This is a genomic window from Vallitalea longa (assembly GCF_027923465.1).
GTDB lineage: Bacteria > Bacillota > Clostridia > Lachnospirales > Vallitaleaceae > Vallitalea > Vallitalea longa.
On the sequence record NZ_BRLB01000011.1, the window covers coordinates 31028 to 44827 of the forward strand.

Below are 13800 nucleotides of genomic sequence, written 5' to 3' on the forward strand. Positions count from 1 at the left end.
TCCTTCTTATAGAGTATTATTATTTTATAGTATGTCCCCCAAATTATTATTTATTATGAATTTCTATTTATTCTATTAAATTATATTATAAGACATTGACATTTACATAATTTAGCAGTATATTCATTATGTTATTAATAGGTAAATATTAAATGTTACTTTTAGATATACTATTAACTAGATAATGACTATACGAGGTGAAATCATGGGATTTGAACAAATTAATGAAGAAGACACCAAAAAACCTATTGGAAGAAATTGTATACTTATTTACGGTTATACATCTGAAGAAAATAAGATTATACAAAAATATTCAATGCAAAACAGCATTAATGAATGTATTATTGTTAATGATGATATGTTAGGAATTAAGATATCAGATTTAATATCAGATAAAACCAAAAAAAATGATACAAAAGTTAATTATAAAACAGGTGTCAAAGCGAAAACTATACTTTTTAATGCGGTTTCCAATAAAGCCATTCATTCTTTTATAAATTCATTCAAAGAAACATCATTTAAAAAACCTATTTATGCTGTCACAACCGAAACTTCTCTTAAATGGAAATTGGGAGATTTAATAAAAGAATTGGTACTAGAAAAAATGAGCATGAGCAAGCATTAAGCTTGCTCATATATATTTATCAATTAATAGAAATCGTATATTTAGATTTGAATTCTTCCAGTTCCTTTAATTTCTGTATACCTTTTTTGGTTTTATATTGCTTATCAGTATTTTCAAAATCTGCTACTCCATACCATGGTTCCAAACATACAAATGGAGAATTATCAGGTTGTCCCCATATACCTAGATATGGAAATCCATCATATTTAATGCATACTTCTTTACTATTATTTTTATTCTTTAATGATATACTATTTGATTTTACATCCAATAATATAATAGCACCTTCACTGAATATATCCTTAGTCATAGGAACTATTTTTTCATTATCAAGAAAAGGCATACTATCAACTGATATAACAAAATCATTGTTCAAATGATATTTATCAACTGTTTCAGGTATATCAAATTCAATGTAATAGTCCTCTAACTTTTCTTCTTTGTGTAAAGGTAAATTAAACCCTGGATGAGCACCTATAGAAAAATAAATATCTCCAGAATCTAGATTTTTAACCTTATATCCAACACTTAGACTATTGTCTGTTAATTCATATGTAACAGTTAATAAAAATCTATATGGATATTTTTGAAGTGTCACTTGATTAAATAATAATGTATATTCTAACTTTGCTTTATTAATTTCCTTAACTTCAAATTCCATATCTCTGGCAAAACCATGTTGTTCTAATTGATAATCCTTACCGTCTATATAATACTCATTATCCAGTAATTTACCTACTATAGGAAACAGTAAAGGTGATTTTCTACCCCATACTTTTTTATCTCCTTGCCATAAATATTCTAAGTTATCTTTTTTAGTCTTTATACTTGACAATTGAGCACCAAAACTGTTTACTTCAATTTTCAGAACATCATTTTCTAATACATTAATCATATTAATTCCTCCATTTAAAATGTTAAGATTAGCTGCTAAACATATTATTACATTTTATAACAGGAAAATCAATATTTTTAAAAATGAATCTTCATGCTACATGAATATCACTATCAATTAGATATCTTATGTATATGTCATCTTTTATCAATCTCATAAAACTAACATTGACTATTGGAATATTTTTCTTAGATTCTCATCATATGGTGGTTTAACTATACCTTTTTCAGTAATTATTGCAGTAATATATTTATGGTCAGTTACATCAAATGCAGGATTATAGAATTTAACTTCTGGTGGTGCTGTTATTTTACCGAAACCATTATATATTTCTTTACTATCTCTAAGTTCTATGTTGATGTCATCACCTGTTGCTGTTTCCATATCTATAGTTGAAGTAGGTCCTAATACGTAAAAAGGTATATTATACTCTTTGGCAAGTATAGCTACTCCAGATGTACCTATTTTGTTAGCCACATCTCCATTGGCTGCCACTCTGTCACACCCAACTAGAACTGCATCTATTTTTCCTTGTTTCATCACTATTGATGCCATATCATCACAGATTACAGTTACATCTATACCAACTTCATTAAGTTCCCATGCTGTAAGCCTTGAACCTTGATTAAGGGGTCTGGTCTCATCGGAGAAGACTTTGAAACCATAGCTTTTTTCATGACCTAGATACATTGGACCAAGGGCAGTTCCATATCCAGATGTTGCTATACCCCCTGCATTACAATGTGTCAAGAGTCCCATATTCGGTTTTAATAAACTAAGTCCGTACTCAGAAATTTTTTTACACATTTCCTGGTCTTCTCTTAGAATGTCTTCACTTTCTTCTAATAGACTTTTTTTGATTTCGTCCAGTGATTTTTCTTTTTCCTTCACTAATCTATCTTCCATACGATTAAGAGCCCAGAATAGATTCACTGCTGTAGGTCTTGATGAAGCTAAATATTTCTTAGCTTCCATGAATTCTTCATAAAAATCATCATATGTATTAGCTTTCGAGTCTTTTACACCTAGATAAATACCGAAACCTGCTGCAACTCCAATGGCTGGTGCTCCTCTAACTCGTAACTTCTTGATTGCATCCCATGTATCTTCCAATTTATCGATTTCAATATATCTGGTTTCTGTTGGTAATAGAGTCTGGTCCAATAGAATCATCTTATCTTTTGCTTCGTTCAATTTGGCTGGAACAATGATATTCATTCAAATACACTCCTTCTTGTCTTCATTCATAATATAATTAATGAAAATCTACTATATGTTGACTACTGGTAAAACCGACTAGACAATCTATGAAGTCTTTTCCGGTTAACATCTTATGTCTGTTCATTATATATTCTTTGGCCAATAGTACATTCAGTTTCCTTATGTTTTCCCTATCTCTTTCATCTTCTATTCCGTCAATATCTTGTACATGTGCTAGTCCTACAGTTCTTCTTATCATTTCACATCCAGTAACTCCTGCTGTGTTAACGAAAATATCATCTATGTACCACTTAGCGAAATCAGGTGTCCTACAAGCCATGTTGTCCCTTACTATGTCAGGCCATATTTTCATACATTTATCTCTAAAAACATCCATTACATCTCTAATGGTATCCAGCAGGTATCTCATGTGTTTTTTCTTGAGTTTCTCATCTTTGCATCTGACATTCGTAGATAAATAATTCATGACAAGATTAGCAATCAAAGCTCCTGTGTCATAAGCTATAGGTCCGTAGAAAGCGAATTCTGGATCAATGACTTTAATGTTCTGCTGGTTTATGAATATACTTCCAGTATGCAGATCTCCATGAAGTAATGCTTGAGCATTATTCATAAAATCGAATTTGAGCTTAGTGACTTCCATCAATAGAGATTTATCGTTCCATACGTTTTCTTCCATGAATGTTTTCATGTAATCAGCAATATTATTCCTCTTAGCATCAAAGAAAGGTTCAGAATAAACAAGATCTTCCGTTATCTCGCATAACTGAGGATTTATGAATTCTTTTACATATGCTTTCTTGTCTTTATGGTCCATGGCTATATCAGAAGTAAGCAGTAAAGTCTTTACTATAAAATCAGTAATCTGATCTACAAATTTTGGATATTGATTATAGGAAAGCAGACCTGTCCTCATTATCACATAATCAGATAAGTCTTCCATTATGGTTGTATACATTACTTCATCGAATTTATATACTTCAGGAACTGAACCATCTGTCAATTTATACTCCATCTCCAATAATTTACTTTCAATCTTACTTCTGTCAATATTTAAAGGCCAGTCTTCCCCTACACAACGAACATATGGAAGAGATTGTTTAACTATAACACTCTTGCCGCTTTTTCTATCTTTCACCCTGAAAACCAAATTAAGATTGCCATCACCTATTTCGTTACACTCAATGTCCGGATTCTCATCAAAGAAGTTCAGTTCTTGCTGTACATAGTCATAAACTTTATTAACATCAAGTTGATAGAATTCTTTCATTATCTTTATCTCTCCTTTTTATTATCTTAGGTAATATTATGGAATTAATTATGACATATTCCCGATTAGTTTGTTAAGAAGTGACTTGATGTCAGATTAATGTTAATAACTATAGTGTAATCCAATTTTCTAATTTCATCAACTATTATTAGAACTATAAAAAACCTCTGTATAAATAAGTTAAATAGAAAAATCCCACAATATCCATATAAGCATAGATATTGTAGGATTTTATATTTTCATTGATTAATAATAAGATTTCTTTTCTATTATTATAATCTGTAGATTTTTATTTTAACCCTCTTGAATTGGTGACAATTTTCTTATGGCTATTTTATTTTACCACTCATAAGGTCAATAATGAACTCTCTATCCTTCTTAATGATGTTCTCATAATTTTTGAAAGCCTTATATAAATTTTCGATAATAATCCAACCAGAATAATTATTATCTCTAAATACTTCCATTACTTCTTTGAAATTAGCTATTCCTTCCCAGATATATAGCTCTGCTGACAGATCTTCAAGACTATCTTTTGCATGAATCTCTTTAACAGAACCTACTAGATCTTTCGCTAGCTGTACATTATCAAGATTAGAGAAAGATACTGGATTCTGTGTATCATAATATATAAAGAAATCATCAGAATTGACTCTTTCAAGCATCAACAAGTTATTGTCTTTGTCCATTGTATTTTCCCAACCGATTTTAATATCTTTTCCTTTGACTTTTTCACATGCATATTTGAAACAAGTCACTGTATTATTGAATTCCTCTTCATTGGTAATATCACTAGCAAAGAAACTAGGAAATTGGAATGTTTTTACTCCCATATCCTCAGCTATCTCAACAGCTTTATCAATTATATCAAATACAGTTTCATGATCTTCTTTATTACTCATACCATGGTCCTTGTCACATAGGGTATTAAGAGCAAAAGTTGCTATAACAACATTATTCTCTTTTGCAAGTTCTAAATATTTCTTTTGTTTCTCCTTATCTGATAAATGAAATGAACCATCTTTATATTTAAGTTCAATCGCAATTCCATCAAAACCTAATCTACCAGCAAAAGCAAATGTCTCCTCTTCTTCCATAGGTAACATCCATGCACATAATCCTAATTTTATCATAAATTTTCATTCCTTTCATTGTACTTAATGTATAGGTAATACAATTCAACTTTTCACATTCTGTTGGCTAGAACAATATTTGATTCAACTCTAATTATTTTCAATCCTATAATAAGAATAATTACTGTATAATGGTATTTCTTATAATATCTAGCCCTACTATTATATATTATCTTCATATCTGAATCAACAATTATCTCCCTAATCCAACTAAAGGTAATTCATAAATTAAAGGAGTGGATACGTCTTACTATAAAATATAAAGTTGACAATTACTATCCATATTAAATAATAAAAAGAACAATCTGCAATAAGATGATTCCATTTACATATAAAATAATATTTTAAACTAGTGATATAAAACTATTAATTTTTTCTATAATCTATTGATTTAACTGGTTAATCTAAATATGAAAATTCTATAGTATATCTTTTATATATATTTTCTTATGACTTTCTGCACTCATTATTGACCCCATTACCATTGCCAAGCTTTTTATGTTATCGCTCACATCAGTTTGAGCTTTCTTGCCATTGATTAATGAATCAATCATTTCGTTGATACAACCTGCATGTTCTTCCATAATGGTTGGAGACTCAATTGTAGAACGGTTGTATTTCGTAGGGAATGCTTCATTTTTCTCTGATTCATCTATGATCTCATACCATGGTTCGTTAAAACCATCCCAGTATGCTGCTCCTTTATTGCAATTGACTCTCCACTCGGATTCCCAACTCGTAAGATTACCTTTTGCAGTCCATGAGCCATTGTAAGTGAATATTACATTGTTTTCCATTTCAAAGATACAGCTAGCACTTGCGTTTCCATCATACCATGAAGTTGATGAATTATATTCATTACAATAAACAGAAACAGGGTCCAGTCCAGTTATATATCTTGCTTGGTCAAATGTATGAACAGCCATTTCAAGTATAAGAGGATTGCTCATTCTATCACGGAATCCACCGAAATGTGCTTCTGTGAAAAAGGAAGCATGTACAGAATCAATATCACCTACGTTCTGATTATCTATAATGCTCTTTAGTCCATGAAGTTTAGAAAGATAACGCCTGTTTTGCATTACTATAACATTTTTCTTGGTTTCTTTTGCTTTCTTCTTAACAAGAAGTGCATGTTCTATAGTATCAGCCAATGGTTTTTCTGTCAGAACATCACAATTATTATCTAGGGCATATGTGGATATCAGATGATGCATTTTTGGTATTGTATTATCAATTACTACATCTGGTTTCAATTCATTGATGGCAAGCTGGTAATCTGTGTATACTTCACATTGGAAACCATATTTAGCTTTCTTTTCATTGGCATTGTCTCTATCAATATCAACCAATGCAACTAATTCTATATCTTTTCTGCCTTTCAGAACACTGAACCATGAGTCACTAATGGAACCACAACCCACATGTACTATTCTTAATTTACTCATTACATCTACCTCCCCCAAAAATCATTCATGAACTCTTTATCCTTCTTGATTATATTTACATAATTATCGAAAGCCTTATATTCGCTTTCAAGAAGAATCCAACCAGTGTAATCATTATCTCTAAAAACTTCCATTACTTCTTCAAAATTAGTTGTTCCTTCTCCTAGCTGTACTTCAACGGTTACATCCTCTAAGCTGTCTTTTGCATGAATTTCTTTTATATGACTTAATAATTGTCTAGCTAGATCAACATTATCCAGATTAGAGCATCTGATAGGATTCTGTGTATCATAATATATAAAGAAATCTTCTGAGTTTATTGAATCAAGCATTGTTTTATTCTTTTCTTCATCTACAGCATTTTCCCAACCTATTTTTATACCTGTCCCTTTTACTTTTTCACACGCATATTCTAGACATATTCTAGTATTATCAAATTCTTCTTCACTAGATATTTCACCATCAAAGAAGCTAGGAAATTGTAATGTCATCACTGACATATTTTTAGCAACCATTATAGCTTGATCTATTATATCAAATACTATTTCTTTATTAGCTTTTTTACTCATTCCGTAATCACATAGTGCATTAACGGCAAAAGTTGGAATGACTATACCATTATCCTTAGCACTTGCCAAATATTTCTTTTGGATATTTTCATCAGATAGATTCAGTTTTCCATCATAATATTTTAATTCTAAAGCAAGTCCCATAAATCCTAATTCCTTGGCAAATGAAAATGCCTCTTCTTCTTTTACAGGTAACATCCATGAGCATAATCCTAATTTCATATTTACCTTTCATTCCTTTCGTTATAATTAAGTACGACTTAGTAATCTTTTATTCAATTTCAAACTATATATCCAATAATTCTGTATTCTATAATCTAATAATATAGACTCCTTCTTGGTCTATAATATCCTTTCCTTCTTGTGTAGAACAATCTATCAATCTTACACATACTTCACCCACTGTTTCAACAGTTATCATGTCTTGTTTTTGTTTAATCTTAACTAGTCCGTCATTAGCTGGTATAACAGCATCTATCCATTCTAACTGAGACTTATGTGGGTGGTATCTAAATGTATTAAAATCTTTATCTGGCACAATTCCCACTATACCATAGTTGATTCCTATTACAGGAGCTGCTCCCATAACTGAATGACATAAGCTTTTACCGAACTTTCTTCCATAAAAAGATAGTGTTCTCTCTTTATCAAAATTGATGTCTTCATGTATTCTTACATCTCCTGATGATATTATAGGCAAAATCATGTCTTTTAGATAATTGGTCACATCTTCATGTTGTCCCAGTTTAGCTATAGCCATCATTTCCCATGCAAAGTTGATGCTTAGATTTCTACGGACTTTCCTAGTTTCTACCATAGCCTTATGGATACTCTTGTAATCCGAATCAGAGACCAAGTCATATAATACTCCAAAGGCTTGTGCGTATATAGAAACATGATTATCAACATTGCCGTTCCTGTCGAAACCATTAATAAATAATTTACGTTCATCATCCCAAAACATATTGATTATATTATTTCTTAATGACATAGCCAAATCATCATATATTGATTTTTTCTCCTTATCACCAGCCTTGTCCGCAACATCTGCAACAAATTCAAGCACATGCATGAATATCATCTGGGCATATGTAGGAGTTCCCAATACATCGGGTCCATGGCTTTCATTAACTCCCCAATCAGGGAAGAAACTCATTCCTAGAGCATTCTCAGAAGATAGAAAACCTCTATTATCCAATATTTCACAATATATGTCTACAGTTCTATATATATCTTCTTTATATTTCAACAAAAATTCCAAGTCACCCGTTGCCGTATAGTCACATTCAAATCCCAGAATCGTATATAATTGAAAATCCAGATAAACAACTCCAAGATCTTCCTTAGTTGAATTATGCGGCATAAGCTGAGAGATTATCTGCTGTCTTCTAGTTTTACTGTCCATGAATACTGCATCTGAGGCAATCATGGCTCCAACGCCATCTAGTGCCCATGGAAGAGAATCCCTATAGATAGTATCCAAGAAAAAATCATGCATACATGAATGTACCGTGGCGCAACCCATATACCATATGTCATTCAGTTCTTGGTCACTGCAATCAAAAGAACCCATATATTCAACAGGAGTAACATATGCATTGAATCTGATATCTTTTAACTCTACATACTCACTTGCCTTAATCAGAACATATTTAGTTGCGTGTGTGCATCCAGTAATCTTCTCATAATCTTCTGTTAACTCTTTCCAATCAATTTGTCTCTGCTCAAAATCCTCTTCTGCTATATTAAATACTTCTTCTTTGGATTGACCCACATATATATTGATACGCCCTTTACCCTTTGCGATAAATGTAACATAACCAATCTCATAATAATGAAAATCTATAATTACATATCCATCTTTCTTGATTATAATATTATCATCATCTATGTGAGCATTATGTGATTCTTCTATCTTATCAGGCTTAATCACATATTCGTCTTCAATTCCAGTAAGTGGGTCACTGGACAGATCATTGAATTCCTTCATAGATTCTACTGATACCCAAGAATTTCTATCAATAGACACCAACCAACCAGTAAGAAGTTCTTTATTGTCACTGTCAACATGTAGTGCTGGTAAGGTATCACTGAAATCAATACTTACCAGAAGTGTATTTTCACCTTTTGTAAGAACAGCTGTACTAGTTGTTATGTCATGTTCATGACCATTAATGTTCATTCGTACACGTCCACCCAGACCATGCCAATTTATTACAGTATCCTTATCAATAACAATGTGTTTTCTATAATAAGAGTGATATACAGGTTGTCTGAAACTACCTGGGTATCCTATATACCTGAATCTTTCAATGGATTGTTGGACTTTGATTCTATGCAGGTGAGCTACACGTTGATTAGGATACCACATCCATATGGAATCATTATTCGTTCCTTTTGTTTTCCGTTTCTTTTCCGCCTTTTCATCTAATATAAGGTCAAATATCATTGTTATACCCCCCTCTAATAAGATAAACCAACTTTCTCCATAACATCTTTCATGATTTCTTGTATTAGGACTGATTGTTGGATAGGAAATATATCATTGACATATTTTCCGTGGTGAATAGTATCAATGAATGATTCAATAATGTACTCATGTCCGTTACCTCTAAAAGGACACTCGACATGCTTCTTGGTTGTATCTCCAGTATACATCTGTATATCATAACTTTGCGCACGCCAGAATTCATCTAGAATTATTCTTCCTTTAGTACCGTTAAGGACTAATTGTTGACGAGTCTCCACATCAATCGCTGCAGTCAGATTCGCATGTTCATTCTTATCATAAGATAATATCATTGACGTCTTATGGTCCACACCACTTGGCCCCATAGATGATATAGCTGTTATTTGGGATGGATATCCTTTATAGAAATTAGTTGCCATTGCAATAACATATACACCTACATCCAATAAGGCTCCTCCACCAAGCTTCTTGTTATATAATCTACTCTTTTCATCGTAATCACTATAAAAACCGAAGTCAGATTCTATGAGACTGATATGACCAATGACATCTTCATCAATTAATCTTTTCACTTCTTTGAAAGCTGGTAAAAAATTGGTCCATAAGCCTTCAAGCAATAATAGATTCTTATCTTCTGCCATTTTCTTTACTTCCAACAACCTATCCAACTTCATAGTAATTGGTTTTTCACAATACACATGCTTATTGTGGGATAAAGCCAATTTCATATACTCATAATGAAATTGGTTAGGCGTTGCTATATATATTCCGTCTATACTATCATCCAGAACCAACTCTTCTGCACTTGGATATGGTTTCCCACATGCGTATTCATTACAGAATTCTTTTGCCAGTTCCATATTAAGAGAAGCGACACCTGCTATTTCACTGTTTTCTACATGTCTGTTACCGCCTACGAATTCTCCTGCAATAAAGCCAGTGCCGATAATGCCCCATCTAAAAGTCATAATTATCCTCCTATCAAAAAGTTAATAGCAAAATACTATTAACCTTTTACGCCTCCTGCCATGAGGCCTCCTATAATGTATTTTTGTAGAATCAAATATAATATAATAATTGGTATCATTGCCATAGTAAATGATGCGAAAGCCAAATTAAGTTCTGAACTATACTGACCGAAGAAGAAGTATTGACTCAACGGAATAGTCTTAGCAACATCTTTCTGAGCGATTATCAATGATATAGGGAATTCATTCCATGCAGTCAAAGCGTTCAATATTATTGACGTTGATACAATTGGTTTCAATAAAGGAAATACTATACTCCAAAAAGTTTTGAACTTACTACATCCATCAATATATGCCGCCTCTTCTATATCAATAGGTACAGTCTTGATGAATCCTGTATAGATGAATACATTATATCCAATCTGGAATCCCGAAATAGCCAATATCAATCCAAGATTAGTATTCATCAAACCAGCATTAGATATGGTTTTGTATAATGGTAGCATTACAACTTGAAAAGGAATAAGAATAGCTGCAAGTGCTATATAATACATAGCCGAATATATTTTTCCTTTGTTTCTTGCAATAACATATGCTGCCATGGAACAGGTAAATGTAACTATCAACACGACACCAACGGTTACTATCAAACTGTTTTTAGCTGCATTCATGAAATTTGAGAGTTTTATTGCTTCCAGATAATTCTCGAAATGGAAGACTTTCGGCCAACTAAGACCAGTGTAAGCTATTTCACTCTTGGTTTTGAATGAATAGACTATAGAAATATATAGTGGAGATAAGAATATAATCATTAATATATTGGTTACAACATAAAATCCTATCTTTTTAAATAATTCCTTCTGTTTATATGACATTTTACTTTTTGCTTGAATCATTACATCTCCACCTCACGTTTCCTGAAAAATCTTGCTGCCGATCCTGCCAAAACGAATACCAATATCATCATGTAGATGGCAACTGTCTGTCCGTAACCTACTTTGTTATAGTTGAAAGTGTATTTGTAGACGTATAATGCCAAAGTCTCTGATGACTTACCTGGTCCACCACCTGTTGCAGCCATGACATAATCGAATACTTTGATTCCCCATCCTAAGAATAGAGCTATATTAATGGAAAACGCAGGTATCAAGTTAGGTAGAGTAACATATCTGAATGTTCCCAATACACTAGCACCATCCATCTTAGCAGCTTCATAGTAATCTTTTGGTATAGCTTGAAGTGCAGCAAGGTAAATTACCATTACATAACCCGCATCTCTCCATAAAGATATACCTGCTATAGCTGGAATAACTGTCTTAGGATTTCCTAATAAGCTAGAGATATTGAATATGCTACCTATTACATCAGAATACATATATGACCATAGAAATCCTGCAAGTACGAAACTTATTACGAAAGGAATGAAAAATACTGTACGATATATTTTAGTTCCTTTGTATGTCTTGTTCAGCAGTAGTGCCAATCCCAATCCAACCAGATTGTTTACGACTACTGTAATCGCTGTATAGTAAATTGAGTTTTTTATAGGTAATAATACCGATGGGTCTTTAAAAAACTTAATATAATTGTCAAAATTCACAATATTATAGGTCTTAGTTACACCATTCCAGTCTGTAAATGAGTATAAAAAGCCTCTGAAAAATGGTTCTCCAACGATGTAGATAAATAAAATCACAGCAGGAGCCAAAAAACAGATTTTCCAAGCATCATTTTTAATTTTACGTTTTAGTTTCAAAATTTTGCTCCTTTCTAATAAGTGTTATAAAGAATAAAGGTCAGGCAAGTCACCCAACCTTTATTAATATATCTTTAACGTATAGCGTCGAACTGTGCATCAAGTTCTGCAATGAAATCTTCAACTGACTGAGTATCCTTCACAGCTGGGAACAACTCTTGATATTCTTTGTATGTAGCATCCATTTGTCCACTGAATGTTGCTGCATCCTCTTGTCCGAAAGTATTACCAGATGCAATATAGTCTAACAGATTTTTAGCTGCCAATGACTCATTAGCTAGTTCAGCATTTTTCACATAAGATATTTGACCTGAAACATCAGCCCATATCTTAGCTCCTTCTTCTGACATCATGAAAGCGAAGAAATCGTTGGCGATATCTTTATGCTTACTTGTTTCACTAATCATGAATCCATCATCACCAAATGCATGAAGTTGAGGTTCTCCATCATTAGAGATAGGTGGTGCAAAGAAACCGAATTCTGTATCAGGACTAATTTCTTGTAATGATGATAAAGACCAGAAGCCTTGATTCAACATGCCTGCTTCACCTGTTGCTACCATTTCAACTGCTCTTTGGTCAGGTGTTCCGAATATGTCTTTATTACCATGGTTAAGTCTTTCTTTCCATCTTTCTAGAGATTCTGCAACTTGTGGATAGTCACTGAATTTCTTCTCTCCACTTGCGATAGCTCCAAAGAAATTAGGATCGTCTTTCAACACATAGAATTGGTCTGATTGGAATTCCATCTGTGCAGTCCATGAGTCTTTGTATCCACGTGCAAAAGGAAGGATATCATTTTCTTCCAATGTTGCAATGACTTTATTGTAATCATCCAAAGTTGTTGGTACTTCAAGACCTAATTTGTCAAATACGTCTTTGTTGTAGAATACACCGATTGCTGTAACATCTAGTACGACTCCATATACTTTACCATCAATTGTCAAACATGGTAATGCTGCCTCTTCCATGTTATTGATATAATCTTGGTCAGATATATCCATGATATGTCCAGCTTCTACAAGTTCAGGCAGACTCTTAGGTCTTCTGAAAATGATGTCTGGTGATTCGTTAGCAGATATTTTAGTTTTTAGAATAGAACTGTATTGACCGTAATCAATTGATTGGATATCAAATGTTACTTCTGGATGCATCTTGGTATATGCATCAGCTAATCCTTGTAACGCTTGTCTTTTTGGTTCTTCACCCATATGGTGGAATATTGTTAATACTACTTGGTCTTCAGAATCTGAATCTGATTCAGTTATCTTATCGTTTGATTCACTACCATCTGTTTCCTCTTTTGAACCTTGATTACCACATCCTGTAGCAACTCCTAAAGTTAATACTAAAGCTAGTAATAATACTAAAATCCTTTTCATATTCTTCTCCCTTTCTGTGTTTTTTAACACCTTTCGTTAAGGTAACTAAAGTATACATTATGG

12 protein-coding genes are annotated in these 13800 nt (G+C 32.5%); 1 reads left to right on the forward strand and 11 read right to left on the reverse strand.

The window, feature by feature from the left end; genetic code table 11:
• Positions 1 to 205: 205 nt before the first annotated feature.
• On the forward strand, positions 206 to 625 hold the full coding sequence (locus tag QMG30_RS15955) for a DUF3783 domain-containing protein (RefSeq protein ID WP_281817086.1): 420 nt from the start codon (positions 206 to 208) through the stop codon (positions 623 to 625).
• Between the two features lie 19 nt (positions 626 to 644).
• Here the strand turns inward: QMG30_RS15955 and QMG30_RS15960 are convergent, their stop codons facing one another.
• The 11 genes from QMG30_RS15960 to QMG30_RS16010 form a co-directional block, all read right to left on the reverse strand.
• Positions 645 to 1520 (reverse strand): aldose 1-epimerase family protein, encoded by an 876-nt coding sequence (locus tag QMG30_RS15960; protein WP_281817087.1) that lies wholly within the window; start codon positions 1518 to 1520, stop codon positions 645 to 647.
• Between the two features lie 171 nt (positions 1521 to 1691).
• Positions 1692 to 2738, reverse strand: a complete 1047-nt coding sequence (gene mtnA / locus QMG30_RS15965) for an S-methyl-5-thioribose-1-phosphate isomerase (RefSeq protein ID WP_281817090.1) — start codon at positions 2736 to 2738, stop codon at positions 1692 to 1694.
• A 37-nt stretch (positions 2739 to 2775) separates the two neighbouring features.
• Entirely contained in the window at positions 2776 to 4011 is a 1236-nt protein-coding gene (gene mtnK / locus QMG30_RS15970) for an S-methyl-5-thioribose kinase (protein ID WP_281817093.1), read from the reverse strand.
• Between the two features lie 329 nt (positions 4012 to 4340).
• Positions 4341 to 5144, reverse strand: a complete 804-nt coding sequence (locus QMG30_RS15975) for a sugar phosphate isomerase/epimerase family protein (RefSeq protein ID WP_281817095.1) — start codon at positions 5142 to 5144, stop codon at positions 4341 to 4343.
• 419 nt (positions 5145 to 5563) lie between these two features.
• Positions 5564 to 6592, reverse strand: coding sequence for a Gfo/Idh/MocA family protein (locus QMG30_RS15980; protein ID WP_281817099.1), 1029 nt, complete (start codon positions 6590 to 6592; stop codon positions 5564 to 5566).
• Between the two features lie 5 nt (positions 6593 to 6597).
• Positions 6598 to 7383 carry a sugar phosphate isomerase/epimerase family protein gene (locus tag QMG30_RS15985; protein ID WP_281817102.1) on the reverse strand — a complete coding sequence of 262 codons (786 nt, stop codon included), beginning with the start codon at positions 7381 to 7383 and terminating at the stop codon, positions 6598 to 6600.
• 88 nt (positions 7384 to 7471) lie between these two features.
• Entirely contained in the window at positions 7472 to 9610 is a 2139-nt protein-coding gene (locus QMG30_RS15990) for an alpha-L-rhamnosidase-related protein (protein ID WP_281817104.1), read from the reverse strand.
• Between the two features lie 14 nt (positions 9611 to 9624).
• Positions 9625 to 10599, reverse strand: coding sequence for a Gfo/Idh/MocA family protein (locus QMG30_RS15995; RefSeq protein ID WP_281817106.1), 975 nt, complete (start codon positions 10597 to 10599; stop codon positions 9625 to 9627).
• Positions 10600 to 10637: 38 nt separating this feature from the next.
• Positions 10638 to 11495, reverse strand: coding sequence for a carbohydrate ABC transporter permease (locus QMG30_RS16000; protein WP_281817109.1), 858 nt, complete (start codon positions 11493 to 11495; stop codon positions 10638 to 10640).
• Positions 11495 to 12355 (reverse strand): carbohydrate ABC transporter permease, encoded by an 861-nt coding sequence (locus QMG30_RS16005; protein ID WP_281817110.1) that lies wholly within the window; start codon positions 12353 to 12355, stop codon positions 11495 to 11497. The genes QMG30_RS16000 and QMG30_RS16005 overlap by 1 nt, the downstream gene beginning before the upstream one ends.
• Before the next feature lie 74 nt (positions 12356 to 12429).
• Positions 12430 to 13737: an ABC transporter substrate-binding protein gene (locus QMG30_RS16010; RefSeq protein ID WP_281817112.1), complete on the reverse strand. Its 1308-nt coding sequence runs from the start codon at positions 13735 to 13737 to the stop codon at positions 12430 to 12432.
• Positions 13738 to 13800 lie beyond the last annotated feature (63 nt).

Bases quoted from the DNA above. Each gene is read 5' to 3' on its own strand.
- QMG30_RS15955 (WP_281817086.1), top strand. From the start codon at position 206: ATGGGATTTGAACAAATTAATGAAGAAGACACCAAAAAACCTATTGGA.
- QMG30_RS15960 (WP_281817087.1), bottom strand. From the start codon at position 1,520: ATGATTAATGTATTAGAAAATGATGTTCTGAAAATTGAAGTAAACAGT.
- mtnA (WP_281817090.1), bottom strand. From the start codon at position 2,738: ATGAATATCATTGTTCCAGCCAAATTGAACGAAGCAAAAGATAAGATG.
- mtnK (WP_281817093.1), bottom strand. From the start codon at position 4,011: ATGAAAGAATTCTATCAACTTGATGTTAATAAAGTTTATGACTATGTA.
- QMG30_RS15975 (WP_281817095.1), bottom strand. From the start codon at position 5,144: ATGATAAAATTAGGATTATGTGCATGGATGTTACCTATGGAAGAAGAG.
- QMG30_RS15980 (WP_281817099.1), bottom strand. From the start codon at position 6,592: ATGAGTAAATTAAGAATAGTACATGTGGGTTGTGGTTCCATTAGTGAC.
- QMG30_RS15985 (WP_281817102.1), bottom strand. From the start codon at position 7,383: ATGAAATTAGGATTATGCTCATGGATGTTACCTGTAAAAGAAGAAGAG.
- QMG30_RS15990 (WP_281817104.1), bottom strand. From the start codon at position 9,610: ATGATATTTGACCTTATATTAGATGAAAAGGCGGAAAAGAAACGGAAA.
- QMG30_RS15995 (WP_281817106.1), bottom strand. From the start codon at position 10,599: ATGACTTTTAGATGGGGCATTATCGGCACTGGCTTTATTGCAGGAGAA.
- QMG30_RS16000 (WP_281817109.1), bottom strand. From the start codon at position 11,495: ATGATTCAAGCAAAAAGTAAAATGTCATATAAACAGAAGGAATTATTT.
- QMG30_RS16010 (WP_281817112.1), bottom strand. From the start codon at position 13,737: ATGAAAAGGATTTTAGTATTATTACTAGCTTTAGTATTAACTTTAGGA.